The 22,076-nt window shown below is 59.3% G+C and carries 16 protein-coding genes; 10 read left to right on the top strand and 6 right to left on the bottom strand.

What is annotated here, in order from left to right:
• Positions 1 to 4: 4 nt before the first annotated feature.
• The 3 genes from OXE05_05145 to OXE05_05135 form a co-directional block, all read right to left on the bottom strand.
• Positions 5 to 1,597, bottom strand: a complete 1,593-nt coding sequence (locus OXE05_05145; protein MCY4436703.1) for a hypothetical protein — start codon at positions 1,595 to 1,597, stop codon at positions 5 to 7.
• A complete protein-coding gene (locus OXE05_05140) occupies positions 1,542 to 2,018 on the bottom strand; it encodes a LysM peptidoglycan-binding domain-containing protein (protein MCY4436702.1) in 477 nt (158 codons plus the stop codon). Before OXE05_05140 ends, OXE05_05145 begins: the two co-directional genes overlap by 56 nt.
• A 77-nt stretch (positions 2,019 to 2,095) precedes the next feature.
• A complete protein-coding gene (locus OXE05_05135; protein MCY4436701.1) occupies positions 2,096 to 3,439 on the bottom strand; it encodes a glycerate kinase in 1,344 nt (447 codons plus the stop codon).
• Between the two features lie 178 nt (positions 3,440 to 3,617).
• Here OXE05_05135 and OXE05_05130 point away from each other — a divergent pair, with 178 nt between their 5' ends.
• Complete coding sequence (locus OXE05_05130; GenBank protein ID MCY4436700.1) at positions 3,618 to 5,213, top strand: fused MFS/spermidine synthase; 1,596 nt, start codon at positions 3,618 to 3,620, stop codon at positions 5,211 to 5,213.
• Positions 5,214 to 5,282: 69 nt separating this feature from the next.
• Here the strand turns inward: OXE05_05130 and OXE05_05125 are convergent, their stop codons facing one another.
• Both OXE05_05125 and OXE05_05120 read right to left on the bottom strand, forming a co-directional pair.
• The gene (locus OXE05_05125; protein MCY4436699.1) at positions 5,283 to 6,569 is read right to left on the bottom strand and encodes an extracellular solute-binding protein; all 1,287 of its coding nucleotides are present in this window, start codon (positions 6,567 to 6,569) and stop codon (positions 5,283 to 5,285) included.
• A gap of 318 nt (positions 6,570 to 6,887) precedes the next feature.
• Complete coding sequence (locus OXE05_05120) at positions 6,888 to 7,862, bottom strand: GNAT family N-acetyltransferase (GenBank protein ID MCY4436698.1); 975 nt, start codon at positions 7,860 to 7,862, stop codon at positions 6,888 to 6,890.
• 306 nt (positions 7,863 to 8,168) lie between these two features.
• On the opposite strand from OXE05_05120, the gene OXE05_05115 reads away from it, so the two are divergent.
• The 6 genes from OXE05_05115 (at position 8,169) to argC (ending at position 15,303) form a co-directional block, all read left to right on the top strand.
• Entirely contained in the window at positions 8,169 to 8,873 is a 705-nt protein-coding gene (locus tag OXE05_05115; GenBank protein MCY4436697.1) for an MFS transporter, read from the top strand.
• 396 nt (positions 8,874 to 9,269) lie between these two features.
• Positions 9,270 to 11,378 carry an acetylxylan esterase gene (locus OXE05_05110; GenBank protein MCY4436696.1) on the top strand — a complete coding sequence of 703 codons (2,109 nt, stop codon included), beginning with the start codon at positions 9,270 to 9,272 and terminating at the stop codon, positions 11,376 to 11,378.
• 113 nt (positions 11,379 to 11,491) lie between these two features.
• Positions 11,492 to 12,034: a transposase gene (locus OXE05_05105; GenBank protein ID MCY4436695.1), complete on the top strand. Its 543-nt coding sequence runs from the start codon at positions 11,492 to 11,494 to the stop codon at positions 12,032 to 12,034.
• A gap of 185 nt (positions 12,035 to 12,219) precedes the next feature.
• Complete coding sequence (locus OXE05_05100) at positions 12,220 to 13,005, top strand: inositol monophosphatase family protein (protein MCY4436694.1); 786 nt, start codon at positions 12,220 to 12,222, stop codon at positions 13,003 to 13,005.
• Between the two features lie 19 nt (positions 13,006 to 13,024).
• Entirely contained in the window at positions 13,025 to 13,897 is an 873-nt protein-coding gene (uppP, locus tag OXE05_05095; GenBank protein MCY4436693.1) for an undecaprenyl-diphosphatase UppP, read from the top strand.
• A gap of 377 nt (positions 13,898 to 14,274) precedes the next feature.
• The gene (argC, locus tag OXE05_05090) at positions 14,275 to 15,303 is read left to right on the top strand and encodes an N-acetyl-gamma-glutamyl-phosphate reductase (protein ID MCY4436692.1); all 1,029 of its coding nucleotides are present in this window, start codon (positions 14,275 to 14,277) and stop codon (positions 15,301 to 15,303) included.
• A gap of 165 nt (positions 15,304 to 15,468) precedes the next feature.
• Here argC and OXE05_05085 read toward each other — a convergent pair whose 3' ends face one another.
• Positions 15,469 to 17,946, bottom strand: coding sequence for an AMP-binding protein (locus tag OXE05_05085; protein ID MCY4436691.1), 2,478 nt, complete (start codon positions 17,944 to 17,946; stop codon positions 15,469 to 15,471).
• Positions 17,947 to 18,130: 184 nt separating this feature from the next.
• On the opposite strand from OXE05_05085, the gene OXE05_05080 reads away from it, so the two are divergent.
• The 3 genes from OXE05_05080 to OXE05_05070 all read left to right on the top strand — a co-directional run bounded on the left by OXE05_05080 (position 18,131) and on the right by OXE05_05070 (position 21,947).
• Entirely contained in the window at positions 18,131 to 18,847 is a 717-nt protein-coding gene (locus tag OXE05_05080; protein ID MCY4436690.1) for an MBL fold metallo-hydrolase, read from the top strand.
• 231 nt (positions 18,848 to 19,078) lie between these two features.
• Positions 19,079 to 20,302 carry a bifunctional glutamate N-acetyltransferase/amino-acid acetyltransferase ArgJ gene (gene argJ, locus OXE05_05075; GenBank protein ID MCY4436689.1) on the top strand — a complete coding sequence of 408 codons (1,224 nt, stop codon included), beginning with the start codon at positions 19,079 to 19,081 and terminating at the stop codon, positions 20,300 to 20,302.
• Between the two features lie 628 nt (positions 20,303 to 20,930).
• The gene (locus OXE05_05070) at positions 20,931 to 21,947 is read left to right on the top strand and encodes a GDSL-type esterase/lipase family protein (protein MCY4436688.1); all 1,017 of its coding nucleotides are present in this window, start codon (positions 20,931 to 20,933) and stop codon (positions 21,945 to 21,947) included.
• Positions 21,948 to 22,076 lie beyond the last annotated feature (129 nt).

The raw sequence follows: 22,076 nt of genomic DNA, 5'->3' as shown, positions 1-22,076 counted from the left end.
TGCGTTACTCCAGCCAGCCCTTCTGCAGCAAGTATTCATCGCCAATCAGCCCCAACAGAATTGGTGCTGCGGCGCCGGGATGGTGTTCGAGTCGAGCAAATTCAAAGTATTGTGTATACAGGATAGCGCCGTTGATTTGCGCTTCGTCCGCCGCCGGAGCAATCGGGACGCCAAACGCTTCACGTCCATTGTTGTTCGCATAGAAGTTTGCAAACACCTGGTCCACCGCATACTGCGTTTGTGTTCCATTCGAGTCCGACTGTGTGGAGGCAACAGATAGGTCCACACCCGTGCTCCGGGCCCTGCCTAGCTGAGACTGCACCACTCGCTCGCCGGCTTCCTCCTCCGTGATCTCCAACCGAGCCCGTTGAAAGTATTGTACGGTGCTGCCGTCTTCGCTGATGGCATCGGTTCGCGGATAGCCGAACCGCGCTACGCCGCCGTGGGAATTGAAGAATGAGAGAAAAGGTTCGCGAATGGTATGCCCGGTAACATCGATATATGAAGCCGTGTCCGATTCCGTCTGTGGGGGCGATTGCGGCGAAGCGGGCGTAAGCCGTAACCAATGTGGACCGTTCGCGCTGACGACGAAGAGGTAGGCAAATTCTGCGCCGCTCACAAGAACTGCATCGCGAATGGGCGGCATATCAGCCGGCAGGTCGAGGTCAATCCAGGTAAGCCCACCGTTTGTCGAGCGATAGATCGTGTCCTCGGCCACCAACAGCAGCAACCCCGGAGCACCGGGTTCCAGGAGCAGTTCTAAGGACGTCTCAATTGGCAGCGTGCCGACTAGCGACCACGCGCCCGCACGATCACTTGAGAGGTACAGACCACTCGGCGTAGCCGCATAGAGCGCAGGTGAGCCGCTCTCAGAAATTGCAATGCTAGAGATCGTCTCCTCCGGCAACCCGCTATTCGCCAGGTGCCAGGTGGTACCCTCGTCTTGCGAGCGGTAAACGCCTCCCGCCGACGCCGTCGCGGCAAAGAGCGTATTCGGCAAGGCTGGGTCGGCAGCCAGCGCCACTGCGCCCACCACGTTGCCGAGTTGGTCCCGGGGGAGACCGGCGTTAATGCGGCGCCAGTAAACTCCACCGTCTTCGCTACGGTAGTTGCCGTCCAATTCTGTCCCGGCGAAGATTATCTGAGGATTACCCGCCTTGTAAGCAATTGCGATGACCGGGGCGACGATTCCTGGCAGTTGGCTCCACGTCATTCCGCCGTCCACGGTGCGGTGCAGTCCCATGGAACCGGCAGCCAGTGCCGCATTAGGGGTGGTGGGATGCGCGGTAATTAGCCAGGGCAGGCTGCTTGGGACCCACGACTGATCATCCTGCGTCCATGCCTCGGCCTCAAGCGCCTTTTCCCAAAGCTGCCAGGTAGCCAGCACTTCTCCCGACAGTACACCGGGCGCCGAATGCCACGGCGGGCCCGACGCCGCGCCGGCAACACTGGTAAGACTCAGCCAGAGCACGAATGCTAGGAAGAGTGCGAGCAGGCTGTGGCAAATGCTCCACTTGGCACATGCACGCTTCGTCCGAGCATTATTGCTCTTCCGGCACGAGTCGCAGTCGTTGACCAACCCGGATCGAGTCAACATTTTCAATGTTATTCAATTCGGCTAAGTATTCCACAGTCGTATTATACTTCCTCGCAATGGCAGTCAGCACCTCGCCCGGCTGCACGACATGGAATTCAGGCGCGGCAGGTACTTCCGCCGTAGCCGCATTGGTAGGGGCGTTGGTAGTGGGTGCAACAGGTGTAACGGGAGCAACTTCGGTGTCTTGTATGGCCGGCGCAGGACCATTGGACGCCAGGACCTGACTGACGAGCCACACTGCGCCAACCCCTAGCAGCAACACAACGACGCCGATACCGAGAGCAAGAAATATCCTGTTGCTGCGGCCTTGAGATAAGGGCCGCAGGTCGCTGCGCCTGCTTACCGAGTGCCAGCGCTGCGCGGGAGCACGGGGAAGAATTGACGAATCAAGTGGAGGGTAGGACTCGTTTCTTAGTTCCATGTGGAGAATACCTGCCAACGACTGAACGAGAGACTCGGCCGAACGAAGGAAACGAACGAGGCAGCTAGAAGATCTTCCTAGCTAAAGGCGTAGACAAAGATCAGGTCATTCACATTGGTGTTGGTTGGCCCGGTGACCAAGAGGGCGTCGGTCTGCCGCAAGAAATGGTAGGAGTCGTTGGAATCGAGGTATGCAAGTGGGTCCAGGTTGAGCGCTCGCGCCCTTGCAGCTACCGTCCCGTCCGCAATGCCACCGGCCGCGTCGGTGGGACCGTCGGTGCCGTCTGTCCCCACTGCCATCACCGCCACGTTTTCCCAGCCGTCGAGCGCAAGGGATACGGCAAGCGCCATTTCTTGGCTGCGCCCGCCTTTGCCCTCACCGCCCACCGTAACCGTGGTTTCACCACCGAAGATAAGACACGCCGGCGGAAGGAGAGGAGAGTGGTGACGAATCAGACCCTTGGCAACTCCAGCCATCACCTTGGCCACCTCACGCGCCTCACCTTCCACCCAGGTGGTGACTAGGAGTGCATTATACCCCAGTTTCTGTGCAGCGTCCAATGCCGCACGGGCCGCGATCTCGTTACTGCCAACGAGCACACTTGCCGTGCGCGCAAAGATTGGGTCGCCTTCCTTGGGCGTTTCCGGTATGGATTGGTTCAGGCCGCGCTCAAGTTGCGCGCGCACGCTCTGCGGTATTGCGTCCTGCAAGTTGAACTTCCCTAGCAGATTCCACGCATCTTGGAACGTGGTCGTGTCAGGGACGGTAGGACCCGAAGCAATGAAGTCGAGCGGATTCCCTACCACGTCGGAGAGAATGAGGGCGATCAGCGTGGCAGGGGCAGCCGCCCGCGCCAGCCCCCCGCCCTTCACCTGGGAGATGTGTTTCCGGACCGTATTTACCTCGTTGATGGTGGCGCCGCTGCGCAGCAGCAGGTCGGTAAGTTGCTGAAGATCGTCCAGCGTGATTTCGCCCGCCGGCAACTCCATGAGCGCCGAACCACCACCGGAAATCAAGCAGAAAACCAAGTCGTCTGCATTCGCCTCCGCCGCCAGCCGCAGAATGCGGTCGGTACCGCGCAAGCCACTCTCATCCGGCACGGGATGTGCGGCCTCGATCAGCTCGATCCGTCGCGTGTCAACGGCGTAGCCCTCCTTGACGTTAACCACGCCGCCCTCTAAGCGGCTTTCAAGAATCTCTTCCAGCGCCTGCGCCATCGGCCCGCTGGCTTTGCCGGCGCCAACGACGAGAATTCGTTTGAAAGAATCGAGATCATATGCGTTGTCTCCGACTACCAAGCGCGTACCCTCTCGGCGCACGCAGTTGCGTACCGCCTGCGCCGGATCCACCGCCTTCAAAGCAGCCGCCAGCACCGCCATCATGTCTTCACGCTGTCGCGCTGTGATACCCTTCATCGACATATCACGGAATTCCAATCTCTCTTCGTGCGTTTCATCTTAGTCTAGCGGAGCACCGTAGAGGATGCGAGCTAGGCAAGGTGACAGCTACAATAGAAACGATACCGACTTCAATTAGGTAGTACGCCGGGCGGCGACCCAGCAAGTAAATTACCGAGCACTGCTACGAAAGGGCAACCCTATGCGCGGAACTTGGCGGGCGGGCACAATTGTTTTCATAGCGAGTTTTTGCACTCTGGTCGTCGAGCTTACCGCGGGGCGCATGGTTGCCCCCTACCTGGGAGTCTCGCTGTACACCTGGACCAGCGTCATTGGCGTAATGCTGGCGGGTATCAGCCTCGGGAACTACTTGGGCGGGCGCATCGGCGATCGCTTTCCAGCGGTCTCTACGCTGGGCGCGCTCTTTCTCCTCTCCAGTATCCTTACGCTGACCATCCTGCCCCTGACAGCCATAATCTCCGGCATCGCGCAAGACCTCCCCGTGCACCTCATGCTGAAGATTCTCTTCTTCACTGCCGTCGTCTTCTTCTTGCCCAGCGTGTTCATGGGCACCATCACACCGGTCGTCGTTAAGCTGACGTTGGAAGACCTCAGTCGCACCGGCGGCGTCGTGGGACGCATCTATGCCCTCTCCACGGTCGGGGCCATTGCCGGAACATTTGCCACCGGATTTTTCCTGGTGTCGTGGTTCGGCACGCGCACAATCATCTTGCTGGTAGCGCTGCTGCTCCTGCTCGTGGCGGTGATTTTCGGCAACCTTTGGAACCGCCGCCTGCTCCTTGGGGGCGGGGCCCTGCTCCTCATCGGGCTGAGCATTTACAGCTATGGCCGCGAAGCCTACCGTCTGCCCTTCGGCTGGAATTATGTCCGGCAAATGGCGCAGGACGCCATTACGCTGCAACCCCGCGGCGCCTTCGCCGCCCCCTGCCACGTTGAAACCAACTACTTTTGCATCCGCGTCACTGAAAAGAAGCTCGAAGAAAACGTCACCCAGCGCCGCCTCGTGCTCGACCACCTCATCCACAGCTACAGCATCCTGGAAGACCCCACGCGCTTAGACTACGATTATGTCAAGATATATGCTGAACTTGTGCGGTTCATCGCCGGTGACCGCACAGACATACGTACCTTTTCCATTGGCGGTGGCGGTTACACCTTCCCCCGCTACTTGGAAGTGGTCTATCCCGATGCTGTGATCGAGGTGGCGGAGATCGATCCGGCGGTTACCGAAATCGCGCATGCGAGGATGGGACTCCCCCGCGATACGAGCGTCATCACGTACAACGAAGATGCTCGCCTTGTCGTAAAGCGTTTGGAAACCGAGCAATACCACGCCATCATCGGCGACGCCTTTAACGATCTCTCTGTGCCCTACCATTTGACGACGAGGGAGTTCGCGGAGATCGTGCGCGATCTCCTGACCCCCGACGGGTACTACATGCTAAACGTGGTGGACACCTTCGAGCACGGAGTCTTTCTGCCCTCGCTGATTCTGACCCTGGAGCAGGTGTTCCCCCATGTCTATCTGCTGGCAGAAGGTCCCGGCTGGGAACAAGAAGGACGCAATACCTTTGTGTTGGTCGCCGGCAAGCAGCCGCTCACAGAAGCAACGCTGCATACCACTGTGGGAGATTTGCTGCCGGATGGGCCGGTGAGCACGATACTCGACCCCGCACGCCTACGGGAGTACGTGGACAGCCGCCCCGCCGTCATACTCACCGACAGCTACGCGCCGGTGGACAACATGCTCGCGCCGGTCTTCGCCGAACGCGGGTAGAATCTCGCGGATTGAATCCCTACGTGTTCAGAGGCATCGTGAGATAGGCGCGTCAAACCCGATCTGCCGCTATTCGGACAGCGCTGAGCAGGTAGCGTTCACTACGGTCGCCACGCTATCCCCGCGCGCGAGGCCTTCCACCATAGCATCCATGGCGCGCTGCATGAGGGGGTTCGGGGGCAGGCCGCGTCCATGCTCCATGGATTGCTGAATTGCCGCGATCTCTGCGGGGAGAAGGTCCTCATCGAAATCGCTCAGGCGCGCGACCGCATCCTGCCGCGCGGGCACTTTTGCGAGCGGCTGCATGACGTCGACGAGACCCTTGAGCGCCGTATAGGCCGTCTCCTTGTGCTGCGATCGCGCGGCAATGGCAATGCCCATATTGCCGGCCACGGGCACGCTGCGCACGTTGCCCTGTGGCAACGCCGCCCAGCGATAGCCGGCTCGCGAGAAGTGCTGCTGCGGCAGGTAGAGCATTGCTGGCCACAGACGTGACGCCGGTTCAGAAACTTGCCATTCCAACACATTCGTCGCAGGCGGGGAAACGCGGTGGGTGTGCAATAGGTCGCTACAGAAGTGCAGGGCCTCCGCGGCCGCCGCATCCTGTAGCCGGCACCTCAGTGTCGCCGGGTCGGCCAGCTCTGCCTCGTTTTGCCACAACGCCCACCAGTATCCGCTCTCTTGTGTAAACAGTCCCCAGCGCTGCACGTCGCCGCTTTCATTGCGTTGCGTCAATTGGACCGCGTTCTCCACTACGTCATCCCAACTCCAACTGTCGTCCACCGGCGGCACGCCCCGCTCCGCGAAATACTCAGGATCATAGTGGACCATCAAGGGGTTTGCATCGACCGGCAAAGCGAACAGCCCGCTCGCCGATCGAAACTGGTCGACCAGGTACGGGTAGTGACCTTGGATGAGAGTCGCGTCGTCGGCGGCGATGAACTCGTCCAAGGGCGCTAATACGCCTTGTTCTCCCAGCCCTTGCGCTAGAGTCGGATTCACGGTGAATAGGTCTGCGTCGAGATTCTGGTACCACGCCAGAAACTCATCCTGATTTCTGGGGCGGGGATTAGCTTGCTCTGGAGAAACGAGGCCCGACTTCAGGGTGTAGCCCCCTTTAGCGGGACCATTGGGGTTTTCCGTGTCCGCCTCCAATGCCGCCATTACCGCTTCAAGCGTATTGATCATACGCCGGGCAAAACCGGTCGATACACGCAGTTCGCTAAACCACGTGGATGCCCAGATGAGATCTCCCTCGCCACTTCGGGTCGGCAGCGACGTCGCAGACCCGGGGGCGCCACAGGCGGCCGCCGCCAGCGCCGCTGTGCTCGCTATGAATGTCCGTCGCGAGAGCATCACGCACTCCTTAGTAAGAACGCTTCTCTGTTCCCATCCCCTCACCTCATATCCAATCAGCACGCGTTGGAGACCCTCATCTTCCATTTTCTATAATAACGTACGATGGCAATCACTCAAGGCAGAATCCATGGCAAGCTCTATTCCCAGATTCGCAAGATGCCCTTCATTGGCACTAGTCCATTCCCAGTACCGTCTCGGCGCGGTGAGAGTTCGCAAGACGCGATTCGCGTTTGCGCGGAGAGCGAGGCGAGGACAGGGCCTAGCAAGGGAATTCAACAGAGGGCTGCCGCGTGGTTCCCGCTCTGGGGCATTATCTCACCGCCGCAGCCAGCAGTTCACGCCGTGCAATTCGCCGCCGACCGGCAGCCACTCCGGCCAGGAGGCTACTTGGGTAAAGCCGTGGGCGCGTAGCACGTCATTCTTGGAAGAATCGTGATCGGCGTAGGCGAAGATTGGTCTTGACGCTAGAGGCAGAGCATCGAGCAAGTCTCCCGCCGCGTGCCATGCCGTAGGATGCATGACAAGATCGAGCAAGGCCGCCGTGCCGCCCCACAACGGATCGTCCTCCAGACTGGCGAAACCCACGACCAGCCCGGCCTCATTCTCCAGCACGCGCGACACAATAGTTGAATCCTCAGATTCTAAGTCGCGCTTATACTGGGTGAAGTCACCTTCGAAATTGCGGGGTCCCCACAGGCGGCGCGCGGCGAGCCGCAGGCGGTCGCCACCCGGCTGAATGCACAGCAAATTGACCAGCGGCCAATGCTGCCAAAGCGGAGACGCAACGCCGGTGATCGGGGCGCGCCAGAGTTCTGCCGCCTGCTCCGGCTGCCGCCAGTACCACATAGCACCGCTGCCTTCGACGATGCTGCGAAAGCCATAGCCGTGATATATCCAGTACGGCGGCGAATCAAAACCCGTCCCGAGCGTGAGCACCCGCCCGCCGCGCTCCTGGAAGTCCCGCATTTGCGCTGCCATGATATGGCTCGCGATGCCTTTGCGCCGCTGCTCGGGACTCGTGAACACGTGACCAAGTATGCCGATGCCGTCGTGTTCTACCGTCATGATGTTGCCAACCGCCTGACCATTTACCACACCCAGGTAGAAACGTGTTTCCAGTTCATCGAGCGGCCCCTCAATAGCACGCGCGATATGCCAGTGCACGTGGTCGCGCTTATGCACAAGCAAACGCTGCACGTCTTCGGCCCAGCTTGCCTCCGGTTCTTCTATCAGCAGACAATGCATCCGCTCCCCGCTCTTGAGCGAGACTCTCGCCAGTTGGCGCACCATATGTAAATCACTACTCCTCGGGCAGATTTTCTACGCACAGCAAGCAGAACACACTAAATCACCTTGGGTCAAATCCTGTGCTTGGCCTATCCAGCAAGTCAACCATCACCCCGGTCTAAATACCATCTCCCTAAATACACCTCCTAAGGACGACGCAGCCGGACATCACAATTGGCGTAGCACCAATCTTGTGTTCCCGTTAGACTTATCGATGGATTGCGGGGCGCCTCGTCGCGTGCCCTCCCAACCCCCTACGTTGTACAATCAAAGTCAGAATTGTAGCCGCACGAAGAAGGCAAACTTTCGATGAGTGACTCCGCGCAGAACAACACGGTTGCAAGACGCGAGAATCCCTTGCTCAGTCTGCTGCTGAATATCGTGGTTCCCGCTATCATTCTCATGCGCTTCAGCAATGACGAATGGTTGGGCCCGGTCAACGGACTATTGGTCGCGCTGGCCTTCCCACTGGCATACGGGATTATTGATTTTTCGCTGCGGCGCACTTTCAACTTTCTCCCAGTTGTGGGCATCGTGGGCATTCTGCTCACCGGTGGCATTGGGCTGCTCAAACTCGATCCCATGTGGATTGCCGTCAAAGAAGGGGCCATTCCGCTTCTCATCGGCATTGCTGTGCTCGGTTCGCTCAAGACCCGGTTTTCACTCCTCTCCATGCTGCTGAATCAGGTCATCGATAGCGAGGCGGTGGACACCGCCCTCGATGATCGCGGCACACGAGCAGCCTACGAAAAGCGCCTGGTACATGCCACCTACATCGTAGCGGCGTCGTTCTTTCTTTCCTCAGTCTTGAATTACATCCTGGCGCGTCTTGTGGTGGTAAGCCAGCCGGGGACTACGGCATTCAACGAAGAACTGGGCAAGATGACGGCCTTGAGTTTTCCTGTTATCTCTGTGCCGGCAATTATCATCCTTTCCATTGCCATCATCTATACTGCGGTAGGTATTCGGAGTCTCACCGGCATAGAGCTAGAGCGCATCTTTCGTCAGCGCTAGGGCGCATTGCTGTTACAGCATTGGCGACCGTAGGGAATTGCGGTAAGGTCGCACAAGCGCAAGGTCGCACAAGCGAATGAAAAGTGATCTCGGATCTCTCCGTTCGTGCTGAGCACTTCGACAGGCTCAGCACGAACGGAGAGAAAAACGGTGAAAACTGTAAACCGATTCCTCCAGCGTTCAGCCTTCGATGATGCTCAGAGCTTGCCCCGTACTTGATTCAGCGTATCGACACGAAACGAGGGCGACCGGTGTGACCGCCTGTTCTCATATGACGATATGCTCGCCTGCAATCATAGGAAAAGCGCGGCGGCCAATTGACGTGGCGAGTGGATTGCACCTATACTCGCCTCCAAGTGACACTCTCGTGTGAACCGCAGGAAGGGATGATCCCCGATGGCAACTTCGAGCGCACTCTTCGCCACTGACACAATCCCAGGAGACATGCTCCAAAATTACTTGATTCAGCAGGCCCACGTGCTATTCGACCATGCGGAGAAGGAGCGCGCTGCAATCCAGACATCGGCACAATGGAAGCTGCGGCGGGCTCGCCTCATGACCGCATTCGAGCAGGCCATTGGGCCGTTTCCGGAAGAAAGGTGTTCCCTCAATACGCGCGTGATAGGGAAGTTGGAACGTGAACGCTACACGATCCACAAGATCATCTTCGAAAGCCGTCCCCGATTCTACGTGACCGCGCTTGTCTATGTGCCAAAACAGCACACAGCGCCTTTCCCAGGGATTCTGTTCCCGCTCGGCCACAGCCGCAACGGCAAGGCCGCGGACGGCTATCAACGCACACCCGCAGGTTTTGCCGAGAAAGGCTATCTCGTATTGGCCTACGATCCCCTCGGCCAGGGCGAGCGCTGGCAGAACTGGGATCCGATTAAGAAAGATTCCGCTTTCACTTCGTCGACTCGCGAGCACAGCAACGTTGGGGCGCAGTGTATGTTGCTGGGAACCAACCTGGCTCAATTCATGATCTGGGATAGTATTCGCGCTCTCGACTACCTCCTCTCCCGGGAAGACGTGGACCCGTCCCGCATCGGCTGTACGGGAGTTTCCGGCGGCGGTACGAATACTGCCCAATACGTGCCCTTCGACGACCGGGTGACAGCAGCTATGCCTACCTGCTACATAGCCGGTTTCCCCGCCCTCTTGGACAGCGTCGGGCCCCAGGATGCTGAGCAGAACCTCTTTGGTCAACTTGCCGTAGGCCTTGACCACGAAGACTATGTTTCGCTCGTCGCGCCGCGCCCACTATGCGTGGGCGCCGCTACGGGAGACTACTTCCCGTTGGCGGGCGCGCGCGACTCTGTGGCAAGCGCAAAGCGCGTCTACGCCGCACTTGACGTACCCGACCTCCTCTCGCTGGCCGTGGCGGAACAGAACCACGGCTACCATCTGCCGATGCGCCAAGCTGCGTATGCGTGGTTCAACCGCTTATTCGATAAAGAAGAAGAAGGTATCGACGAGACGGAGATTACACTCGAGCCCGACGAAGACCTTTGGTGCACGGAAACGGGAAACGTCTACGAGTTGGGTAGCGAGACCGTGTTCTCGCTCAACCGCAAAGAATTGGCGGACATAGACCCGGCTTTGCCTGAAATCGGCACCGAGAGCGAAGCTGCAAATTACCAGCAGGTTGTGCGTGAGCGCGTGCGCCGTGTACTCTCCTCCTCCCCGTTGACCGGCGAATTGGATGTCACGCAAGTGCCACTTGAATCCAGTGAACGCGTGCAGCGTGAACGCATCGTGTTCGAATCGGAACCTGGCATCATGGTTCCCTGCGTACTGCGCACTCCGGTCGACGCCCAGGAAGACACGATGCTGCTCTGGATTGATGAGGCAGGTAAAGACTCAGAGGATACTGCCGTTTTGCTCGATGCCTTGGCGGTTCGCGGGATAGCCTCCTTGGCGCTTGACCCGAGAGGTATGGGAGAGACCGGCTTCTCCGTTTCTGATGACCCTCGCACGAGCGACAACGGGCACATTAGCCACAAAGTAGCCTATATGGGATTCTTGCAGGCTCGTCCACTGCTGGGAATGCGTGTGCAAGACGTCTTGCGTGGGTTGGACGCGCTCGCGACAATTCCAGCGACAACCGCGAAGCAGATTATGCTGGGGGGCCGTGGCGGTGGAGCCCTGATAGCCCTGTTTGCAGCCGCCCTGGACCAGCGCGCCGCAGGAGTTATCGCCTACGAGTGCTTGGCTTCGTACCGCTGGCTGGTGGAGAACGAACTCTACGCCTACGATGCGTCCTGGTTTCTCTTTGGCGTATTACGCGAATTCGATATCTGCGATGCCGCTGCGCTGGTCGCGCCACGTCGTCTGGTGGTGTGGACACCCCACGACCACCAGCGGCAACCGGCTAGCATGGCATCCTTGCTGGCCGCGTATGGACGCACAACTGCCGCCTACCGCGCCTATGCCGCGCCTCAGTCACTGCGCTACCGTGAAGATGCCCTCACGTCCGATAGGCTTGCGCGTGAGTTGGGTATCTAAGACCCAGGAACGCGGGCGTCCCGCCCGCATCACTGCCGTCTCCCACCCTTGAGCCACGCGGTTGGCACTCTCGTGGCTACCTGCCACACTTCGACGGCGGCGCGATCCCGCAGATGGTTACCTTCCGGCTTGCCGGAACGTTGCCGCCGGACGTACTCGAAAGCTGGCGCCAAGAGCTTAGCCATCTCAGCGCAACGCACAAGAAGACCGCCTTGCGCCGCCGGCTTGAGGCGTACCTTGATCAAGAGACCAAAGACACGCCCTTACGCAACCCACAGCTTGCAGCGATGGTAGAAGCTGCCTTGCTCTATTTCGCTAACACACGCTACCATTTGCACGCATGGGTTGTGATGCCGACACACGTTCACGTGCTCTTTACGCCATTGGCAGGGCTTGCCCTATCCGCGATCATACATAGCTGGAAGTCATTTACAGCCCATCAAGCGGTCAAGCGATTCGGCTGCTCCGCGCCATTTTGGAGCCAGGATTACTTTGATCGCTATATTCGGAATGAGCGTCATTTCACAGCAGCCATCGCTTACATAGAAGCCAATCCCGTGAAGGCCGGTCTCTGCCAACGAAACGTAGACTGGCGCTTTAGCAGCGCGTATGCTCGGGCGGAGAATGGGCTTAGTGGTTGTGAACTAGAGACTTAACGTGAACGTTGCGAGGCTGCGCCAGCGCTCCACGCAGCGCGAGAAGCCCAGGTGCCTCAATAGTAGCTGTTCCGGTTCGACGGTGGCTCGTGTATGGTAGGGTGCGGGCGGGACGCCCGCGCTCCCGGAGACGACCGTGCTCCCAGAGGTCCGCTCCCAACAACGCGCAAAGGTAACCTTTAATCATGCCTCCGTCACCTATTGCGGTCGCCATTGACACAGCTCAGGAATCCGGGGCGTACCTACGTGACAACGCTGCCAGCGCTGCCATAGTGCAGACCAAAGGGCGCGGTGACTTCGTCACCGGCCTCGACCTGGCCGCAAACGACCTCATCCAAGAGCAGATACGCTCTGCGCTTCCCAATCATCGCTTTCTCACCGAAGAGACGGTCAACCGTCCGCTGTCCGATGAGCCGACGTGGATCATCGACCCTATCGACGGCACCCTCAACATTGCTAATCGCTTTCCGCTCTTCACTGTGAGCATTGCGTTTGTCGAGCAAAAGCGGCCTGTCGTGGGCGTGGTGTACGATCCCTTGCTGGACGACCTCTTCGTGGCCGAGGCAGGAAAGGGCGCGACGTGGAACGGCGAACCAATTGCCGTGCGCCAAGATGTTGCTTGGCATGATGCACTGCTCGGCTTTGACTTGGGACACAACGAACCGGCCTCCTCGGAGAGCATGGCACTCGCGGCAGCGCTGCGGCCCCAGGTAGCGGGGCTGCGCATCACCGGATCGGCAGCGCTGGCTTTGTGCTATGTAGCGGCTGGACGTCTCAGCGGCTTCTTTCACCACCGGTTGGAAGCCTGGGATATGGCCGCAGCAGTGTTAGTCGTCCGAGAAGCCGGCGGAGAGATTATCACAATGGACGGTTCCCCTGTGCTCCAACCGCAGATTGGCTCCGTCGTCGCAGGAAATGCCGCAATCGTCAGCAGCATTAAGCACGTAGAACAAACACGCCGCAACACCTAGACAGGAACCAAGGTCATTAATGTCATATCAGGGCATTGCGAATGCCGCCCAAGCGACGGCGTGGTGGAGAAACGATGTCGCTGCAGCCGCAATTTTGGGGGTCGTGCAAGGAATAACCGAGTTCCTGCCGATCTCTAGTTCAGGCCATCTCGCCATTCTGCCCTGGGCCTTCCAATGGTCTTCGCCAGTATTGAATAGTCTGCCCTTCGCGGTGGCGCTTCACGTCGGCACGCTCCTTGCCGTGCTTATGGTTTTCTGGCGTGACGTCCTGGCGCTTGCGCTTGCGTTTCTCACTTCCATCCGCGAGCGGGACATCCAGGCCGAACCCAACCGCCGGCTGGCGTGGCTGCTCGTGCTCGCCACGCTGCCCGCGGTAGTCGCCGGTCTGCTGCTCGAAGAGGCTGCGGCGACAGTGCTGCGCTCACCATGGATCATTGCAGCTACGCTCGCCGGGGTTGGGGTCATACTTTGGATTGTGGACGCCCGACACACCGGCGAGCGCGGTTGCGATCACCTTAATTGGCGGGGAGCCTTGCTTATCGGTCTTGCCCAGGCTTTGGCCATCGTGCCCGGGGTCTCGCGCTCGGGCAGCACCATCACAATGGGTATGTTGCTAGGCTTGAGCCGAGTGCAAGCGGCACGGTTTTCATTCCTACTCATGGCGCCGGTCATCTTTGGCGCGGGGGTGTGGGAAGCGCGCCATCTCGATGGCGCAGCCCTGAGCGGTGACGGCGGTACCATATTCGTTGTCGGGTTCTTGAGCGCACTGGTGGTGGGGTATCTCTGCATTCGAGTATTCTTGCGCTACTTACAGCGCGGCCGCCTCTGGCCGCTGGCGCTGTATCGTATTGGGCTGGCGGCAGTTATCGTCTTGATGCTCGTGATGCGGTGAGCTTTACGACTCTGCTGCGTTTCGCTACACTAGACTTCTATTCCCCACTGTGTTTCTCTATCTGTCATTCGAGTCTGTGCAGTAGGGATTCTCGTCAATTAGTCGACCTAGCGCTTGTGTTTACAATTGAGAGGCGGGGGACAAGCCCCCGCGCTACGGCGGAGCACATTGGTGTCAGGTTGCGGGGAACAAGCGCCCGCGCTACGGCTAAACATCTTGGCCAAGATGGCGGGAACAAACGCCCGCATTGAGGCACATTCGTTATGTTAGAGTGCGAAAAGACTGAGAGTTCTTGGCCTAAAATTGAGATTAGTCGTCTTGCTTGGACGAGGTGAATTGTCCGCAGACGCAACTAAGCATGCACGCGGAGTACTGCGATGAACATCGGCATATTGAACGTAACCGGCTATGCCGGGCTGGAGCTCATCAGGCTATTGGCCGGCCATCCGGAAATGCAAATCGTAGCCGTCACCGGCCGCAGCCAAGCCGGTAAGCGCCTGGCTGAAGTCTTTCCATTCACTAGCCTCTTTCCCAAAGGCCATCTGGGAGACAAGGTGATCACGGAAGAAATCAATGCCAACGTAGATCTCGTCTTTTCCGGATTGCCGCACAAGGCATCGGCGGAGGCATTGCTGCCCTTCATTCAGGACGGTGTGCCGGTCGTCGACATCGCCGCAGACTTTCGCCTGCATGATCCGCAAACGTACCAGGAGTGGTATCAAGAACACCCCTGCGCAGAATTTCTGGAGAGCGCCGTCTATGGTCTCACAGAGTTGCACCGGGATGAAGTGCGGCAGGCCAAGATCGTAGCCAACCCCGGCTGCTATCCTACCGGCGCAATTCTGGGTCTGGCGCCTGCCCTTGCAGAAGGTCTCATTCCCCCGCACGTGATCGTGGACGCCAAGTCCGGCATTTCCGGCGGCGGACGCAGTCTGACGCTGACCAATCACTATTCGGAAGTCAATGAGAGCGTGGAAGCCTACGCGCTGCAGGGCCACCGGCACATGCCGGAGATCGTGCAGGAACTGAGCGCGGTGGCGGATACCGACGTGCAGGTCACCTTTGTTCCGCACCTCATTCCCATGACCCGCGGCATCCTGGCTACATGCTATGCGTCGCTTGCCAGCCCCATTTCCCAGCAAGCAGTGGCGAGTCTCTACCAGGCCCGCTACGCCGATGAGCCATTCGTAGAGGTACTTGCCGTCTCGCCCAAGACCAAGTGGACCTACGGCAGTAACCACTGTCTTATTCATCCGGTCGTGCACGAGCGGACGGGGCATCTCATTGTCACTACCGCCATCGACAACTTGGTGAAGGGTGCGTCCGGCCAGGCACTGCAGAACGCCAACGCCATGCTCGGTTTACCTGAGACTATGGGTTTGGAGACCAAGCCGCTGTATCCATAGCAGGACAACCTTCCATCCTTCGACAAGCTCAGGACGAACGGTTGCTACGATCCTCAAACACCGTTCCATGCCACTTCTATTGCGGCCCACCCAACCGTTTGTGCTGAGCTTGTCACCCAACCGTTTGTGCTGAGCCTGTCGAAGTAGGAACGGTTGGTTGCAGGGCTAGAGCTCCCGTACCGCCTGCTCGAGCTTTTCCGTGGCTTCCAGATAGTCCGTACCGGGCGAAAAGATCAGGGGCTTGCCAATCTGCACCTTCACGTGGCCGCGCGATGGGAAGGTAGCCCCCTCGTACAGCCCTTCTTTCACAAGCGTGACGCGAATCGGGACGATTGGCGTCCGTGATTCCATGGCGACAAAGCCGGTGCCGGGCTTGAAGGCCTTTACTTCTCCATCCGTCCGATCACCCTCCGGGAAAATGAGCACCGACCAATCGCTGTCTAGCAGGTTTCCCAGGTTTTCCAGGCTGCGGCGCACGGGGCCCTGGCGGGCAAACGGAAAAGTGTTTCCCAAGAGCGGGCTAAAGACCCGCCACCAAAGTGACGAGAAATAGTTGTCGGCTGCCGCCGCGATCCCGAGCCGGCCGCGCATTGACGCCGGGAGCGCTGACAGAATCATACCGGCATCCACTTTCAAATTGTGGTTCGCCGCATAGAGCACCGGCCCCGATAGACCCTCCAAGTTTTCCTTGCCTCCGACCTGCACCTTGTAGAGCAGCGCTATACCGGGCTTGACGAATGTGTAGTGCAGTACAGAACGGAGCACTCGACACCACGCAGAGCGGCTCCAACTTGGAAATCGTTCCTCTTCACTCGCGCTGCCCTGTGCCAGCAGCGCTTCCAGGTCCCCAACCGTCGTTTCCGGATGCACCTCGGTCTCATCGATGTAGACACCGAGTTCCTGTTCGATTGCCGAGAGCAATTCCACCCGACCGAGGGAATCCAGGCCGATGTCGACGCCCAGAATGCAGTCGGCATGTACGTCTGCGGGTGAGACATCGCAAATGCGGACGATCAATTGTTCCAATGGAGTTTGGGCTTCTTTGGGAGTCTCTGCCGGAGTTTCCACAGCAGTTGCCTCCCCTTGCGCATCGGCAATGAGGCGCTCCAGCACCAGGTTTTTCTTTACCTTGAGGGTGTGCGTGCGAGGAAATTCCTCGTCAGGCCAAGTGCTGAACCCTCTGATCTGCTGATGGGCGGCGAGCTGCGGATTTACTTCCGCTACCACCGTGCCGCCATCGAATCCGTCGCTTGGCACAATCACGGCGTGCACGTCTTCGCCGCCGTTCGGACTCGGCATGCCCACGACTACCGCGTCCTCCACTGCCTCATGGTTCTGCAAGAGCGGTTCTATGTCTTCCGGATAGACGTTCTGACCGTTGGCCAGCACGATCAGGTCTTTCTTGCGGCCCTTGAAATAGAGGAACCCATCCTCGTCGATAGAGCCCAAGTCGCCGGTCTTGTACCAGCCATCCTCAAAGGATGCCTCCGTAATCTCCGGTTGACGCCAATAGCCCGGTGTGACGTTGGGCCCCCGGGTATGAATCTCGCCATCTGACGCGATCCTTACTTCCTGGCCCGGCAGTACCTTGCCCAATGCGTCCAGCTTCTTGTATTGAAAGCTGTTGCAGGCAATGATCGGCGCTGCTTCGGTCGTGCCGTAGCCCTGCAGCACTATGACGCCCAGCGCTTCCCACTTCTCCGCCAACGCCGGGTCTAAGCGCGCGCCGCCGCACATGACAAACCGCAGTTTGCCGCCAAAGCGGCGATGCACCTGACCGAAGAGCTTCCGGCGCGCCCACACGGGAAGGCGCGGCGCCATGCGGAGCAACTTCGCAAGTGTCTCCTTCTTTCCGGTGAGTTCCGCCTGCCGCTCGATGGCGTTCATGAAGAGTTCCAGCGCCTGGGGCACGAGCACGATGCTGGTGATGCCGTTCTCTTGCATAGTGCGCACCAGGATGCTCGGCTGGCGGCTGACGGGATAGACAATGCGTCCACCCCCAAAGAGCACCGCGAGGAGACCCACCGTCTGCTCCAACATGTGGCTCAGTGGTAGCAGCGAAAGCAAGCGCCACTGCGGCTGCGGCATCACTTCCCGGCATCCGGCAACCACATTCGAAACGATGTTGCCATGGGTCAGAATCACCCCCTTGGGCGCACCCGTCGTACCGGACGTGAACATTATCTCCGCGATGTCGTCTGCCGCCACTTCGACACGGGGAATCTCCGCATCGTTACCCTCCAGCGCGTCCTCCAGGTCTTCAATGTTCACATGCGGCAAGGCTTCGATTTCTGCATTCTCCGGCGTAAATTGGGAGACAAAGGCGAACTTCGGCTCCGTCTGCCCAAGCACTGCGGCGACAAAATCCGGCGCGCTGCGAATGTCGAACGGCACGGCAATCGCCCCGAGCCGCAGGCAGCCAAAGAGAGCCAATACCCACTCGGGCCGGTTCGGCGCCCAGATGACCACTCGGTCGCCCTTCGCTATGCCCTGACGGTGTAGGAATGCTGCGACCCGGCCGGAAGCTTCCCAGAGCTCGCCGTACCGCCAGCAACGCACGCGGATGCCCGGCTTGATGAGCAACGCGGGCGAGTCGCCAAAGCGGTTTGCCGAATTCTCCAAGAGATCGTTGAGCGTTTGCATGCGGCTTTCCTAGAGGTTGAATTGGGAGAATCTAAAGCGTATTATACGCGCCGCTCAGGTTTCTGAAAACCAGCCGCACGTGGTACCGTGGAATTAGTAAGTGCTTTGGCGGCTTCACGGCGGCACAAGTTCACCCAGTTTAGAATGCGTACCTACCACTACGCTGATGGAGTGCAAGCAAGCGGTGCGGGACATCCCACTGTTAGGACCATTCGCAATCGCGCCCGGTGTGCATCAATTGCGCGCACTGGGAGCGCGCGTCACCGTGCTGCAAGCCCATGACGGGGTTGTGCTGGTAGACGCAGGCAGTCGCGGCAGCCTGCAAGCCATCAAGGCTGGCTTGAGAGCGCTCGGCATTGCGCTGGAACAAGTGCGGCTCATTGCCTTGACTCACAGTCACCCCGATCATGCCGGGGGCCTGGCGGAACTTGCTGAAGCAACCAGCGCGCCAGTGGCGATCCACCGCACTGAAGCCGGGATTATTTGCGGCGACGAACCTGCGCCCAGCTTCTTGCGCCGCGAAGCGCTCCCACAAGTGCCTTCCGCCGTCTCTTTCATAAACAGTGCTCCGGTAATGGTACAATACCCCCTCGAAGACTGCGAGTATCTACCTGAAATCGAGCAGGTTCGCGTCATCCATACGCCCGGCCACACACAAGGGAGCATCTGCTTCTACGTGGAGCCGGCGAAATTGCTCATAGTCGGCGATGCGCTGCAATATCGATTCCGCAAGCTGCAATACCCTTCGTGGCTCTTTACCCGCGACCCCGAACTCGCTCGCGAATCGCTCGCCAAACTGCTCGACGTGGACTTTACCACCATCTGCTTTAGCCACTTCCCGCCAATCAGGGAAAACGCGCGGGAAATGCTTGCGGCATTCCTCGACGATGGGAAAGAGTGAGATCCCACTTCTCTGAATTCAGCTCGCAGACCCAGCGGCCGCGCAGCCCTGGGCGGTCTCGTGTATCATCATAGGGAATCTCACAGTACGCAGCATGTGCTGGCGCCACGCCGTAAGCAGTCAAGAGCGGCATGCGCTGCACGAGTGAATCGGTGCACGAGCCGGCTCTGGCCAGAACGCCTCGCGCAAACGACCGGATGGGCGTGCAAACACAGCTAAGGAAAGAATTCAATGGCTGAAGAACTCGCGGAAGGACTGGTTGCCGGGGGCGCAACACGCCCTGCCGGATTCCTCGCAGACGGTGTCTTCTGTGGCATCAAAGAGTACGATGCAAGTCTTGAGAAACGCGACGTGGGGTGCCTGGTCTCCGAACGGCCTGCGACCGTGGCCGGGGTTTACACGAAAAACAAGGTGAAGGCCGCGCCAGTACTCCTCGACCAGGAGCGCATGCAGCGCGGGACAACCCGCGGCATTGTGTACTGCAGCGGCAATGCCAACGCCTGCACCGGCGACCAGGGCATGGCGAACGCTCGGGAAATGACGGCACTGCTGGCAGCTCAGGTCGGGGTGGACGCCGAAGACATTCTCGTCTGCTCAACCGGCCTGATCGGCCACCAACTGCCCATGGAAATTGTTCGGGAGGGTATCAGTCGGCTTGCGCCGGCCAAAAAGCGCCACCATGAAGCGGCAACGGCTATGTTGACCACTGATGAGTGGCCCAAAGAAGCCGCGGCCCAGTTTGAAGCCAACGGCACCACCTATGCGGTGGGCGGCATGTGCAAAGGCGCGGCCATGATACATCCCAACATGGCGACCATGCTCGCGTACCTCACCACAGACGCCCCGGTCGCCAGAGACTTTCTGCATGCGACGTTGAAGCGGGTCGTGGATGATTCTTTCCATATGATTAGCGTGGATGGCGATACTTCCACCAACGATACGGTGCTGGTCCTGGCAAACGGGGCTGCCGGGGGACCGGAAATCGACGGCGGCGCGGCCGGCGCAGCTCTTGAGAGCGCCTTGCGCGCGGTTGCAGTTTTCCTGGCTAAGGAAATCGTACGCAATGCAGAAGGCGCCACCAAGGTCTTCGGCGTTGAGGTGCGCGGTGCGGCCTCTTTGGACGCCGCCCGCACTATAGGCCGCAGTGTGGCGAGCTCCAGCTTGGTAAAGACCGCGGTGCTCGGCTCCGACCCGAATTGGGGGCGTATCATGTGCGCGGCAGGCTACAGCGGCGTGGACTTCGACCCTGACAAGTCATCGCTCTGGCTGGAAGACATTCTCCTCTTCCACAACGGCACGCCCACGGACTTCGACGAGGACGCTGCCTCCGCACTTTTAGATAAGAAACAGTCGATGTTCATCCTCGACCTGGCGGACGGCGACGCCACCTCCACCGCCTGGGGCTGCGATCTCACTACCGAATACGTCATCTTCAACAGCGACTACCGCACGTGAGACGCTGAAGCGAGAATTTCCTCTCCTTGGGAGAATTTTGCGAAACCCCGGCCGGAGGCGCAAGAACTTCTCCCTCTCACGGCAGAGACTTTTGCGTAACTCCGTCATTCCCCTGTAAATGTCAGGTAATTCGTTGACAGATTTGAGAACAAAAGCAGCTGAACGCAGTACTCTACATGAACAGTGCACATGTCATTCCGAACGGAGCGCAGCGAAGAGAGGAATCTAAGATGTTGAGACTATTGGGCGACACGTTGCATGGGCCCTAGATTCCGCGAACCCTGTTCGACGCTCCGCTCGGAATGACATGCACCGTCAACTCCTCAGAATGGAAAGCGGATTCTGTCAACGATTTACTCAACACTTACAATTCCGGCGAAAGCCGGAATCCAGTGCGCCTTCGTAACTAGAGATAGCATGACGTTAAGTCATTTCACCCACATCCCAACCTTCCCCTCCCCCAAAGATGAAGGGTTATGCAAAGTTCTCCTTAGGGAGAGGGCAAGGGCGAGGGATTCATCCGGCTGCCCTCTACTCCCAACCCGCTTCGCAGCGCATTGCGAGTGTAGTCGAATGTAAAATCCTCCAGTGAGCAACGCACCCCGAGCAATCAGAAGGACACAACCAAATGCGCTGGTATACCGGTGAAGAACTGCTCCCCTTTCTGCGCGGCGCGCCGTTCGTGGACGTGGCCAACGGGCGGGTGAGAGTCGCGCGACTGGATCCGGCGGATTCCCTCAGCTATCCTGTGGGCGCGTGGCAGCATGCTCTCTCCACGGCCGGCGTGCGTCTCGTCTTTTCCACTTCCGCAGCGAGTGTCACGCTCCGCGCCTGGGATTCCGGCCATCAGCCGGAGGAAGAGGGCCTCACCAGCCTTTGGCGGGACGACGCGCCTGTTGCCACCCACAGTCAACGCAATCCGGGCGGCGAGGTACGCGCCGAGTTTCCGCTGCCAAGAGAGGGGTCACAGGCGTATGCCCTTTACTTGCCCTACGTTACCCGCCTTGAACCGATCGCGCTCGGTGTGACGGACGGTGCGAAGCTCTCTCCCGTTGTTCCCGCGCCATACGTCTGGGCCGCCTACGGAGACTCAATTACGCAAGGCCGCACGGCGACCGACCCGGGCCTTACGTACGTGGCGCAGGCGGCGCGTCTGGCGGGAGTCGAGCCTCTCAATCTCGGCTTTCGCGGTTGGGCGCGGGGCGAACCGGCGGCGGCAAAGCTGCTCGCCGACATGGAATTCGACGTGCTTAGCTTGCTCATGGGCGTGAACGTGCGCGTTTCGTCCTGGCTCGACGCCGCTGCCTGGCGCGAGACCTTCCGCAACTTCATCGACCTCGTGCGGATTGGGCATCCAACCACGCCGATCCTGGTCATCAGTATCCTTAGTTGCCACGGCGACTTCACGGATACGACGCCCGACGCGCGGGGGGTCACAGTGACCGCGCTTCGTGAGGCAGAGCACGAGGTGGTCGCCGAGCGCATCGCGGCGGGCGATATGCACATCCGCCTCATCGATGGCTCCTGCATCATCGGTCCCAACGATGCGGCCCTTGTTCCCGACGGCACGCACCCCAACGACACCGGCATGCACCGCATCGCCGCGCATATCGCTCCTGTGCTGCGCGAAATGCTGGGGCTGTAGCTGAGAATTACGCGTTCTTGTCTCTCACGTAGACACTCAGCAGGTTTAGAGCGCACCGTTCAATGGCCGTTTGGCAGATCTATGTGGAAACACGCAAACGCGATCGGTTGAAGCCCAAATGTGTCATAC

This window comes from Chloroflexota bacterium, assembly GCA_026710945.1.
Lineage (GTDB): Bacteria > Chloroflexota > UBA11872 > VXOZ01 > VXOZ01 > VXOZ01.
This window is presented reverse-complemented; position numbering and strand designations above follow the sequence as displayed.

Coding starts and splice junctions, on each gene's coding strand:
- argC (MCY4436692.1), top strand. CDS start 14,275: ATGAACATCGGCATATTGAACGTAACCGGCTATGCCGGGCTGGAGCTC.
- OXE05_05105 (MCY4436695.1), top strand. CDS start 11,492: ATGGTTACCTTCCGGCTTGCCGGAACGTTGCCGCCGGACGTACTCGAA.
- OXE05_05110 (MCY4436696.1), top strand. CDS start 9,270: ATGGCAACTTCGAGCGCACTCTTCGCCACTGACACAATCCCAGGAGAC.
- OXE05_05125 (MCY4436699.1), bottom strand. CDS start 6,569: ATGCTCTCGCGACGGACATTCATAGCGAGCACAGCGGCGCTGGCGGCG.
- OXE05_05140 (MCY4436702.1), bottom strand. CDS start 2,018: ATGGAACTAAGAAACGAGTCCTACCCTCCACTTGATTCGTCAATTCTT.
- argJ (MCY4436689.1), top strand. CDS start 19,079: ATGGCTGAAGAACTCGCGGAAGGACTGGTTGCCGGGGGCGCAACACGC.
- OXE05_05120 (MCY4436698.1), bottom strand. CDS start 7,862: ATGGTGCGCCAACTGGCGAGAGTCTCGCTCAAGAGCGGGGAGCGGATG.
- OXE05_05135 (MCY4436701.1), bottom strand. CDS start 3,439: ATGTCGATGAAGGGTATCACAGCGCGACAGCGTGAAGACATGATGGCG.
- OXE05_05100 (MCY4436694.1), top strand. CDS start 12,220: ATGCCTCCGTCACCTATTGCGGTCGCCATTGACACAGCTCAGGAATCC.
- OXE05_05115 (MCY4436697.1), top strand. CDS start 8,169: ATGAGTGACTCCGCGCAGAACAACACGGTTGCAAGACGCGAGAATCCC.
- OXE05_05145 (MCY4436703.1), bottom strand. CDS start 1,597: ATGTTGACTCGATCCGGGTTGGTCAACGACTGCGACTCGTGCCGGAAG.
- uppP (MCY4436693.1), top strand. CDS start 13,025: ATGTCATATCAGGGCATTGCGAATGCCGCCCAAGCGACGGCGTGGTGG.
- OXE05_05070 (MCY4436688.1), top strand. CDS start 20,931: ATGCGCTGGTATACCGGTGAAGAACTGCTCCCCTTTCTGCGCGGCGCG.
- OXE05_05085 (MCY4436691.1), bottom strand. CDS start 17,946: ATGCAAACGCTCAACGATCTCTTGGAGAATTCGGCAAACCGCTTTGGC.
- OXE05_05130 (MCY4436700.1), top strand. CDS start 3,618: ATGCGCGGAACTTGGCGGGCGGGCACAATTGTTTTCATAGCGAGTTTT.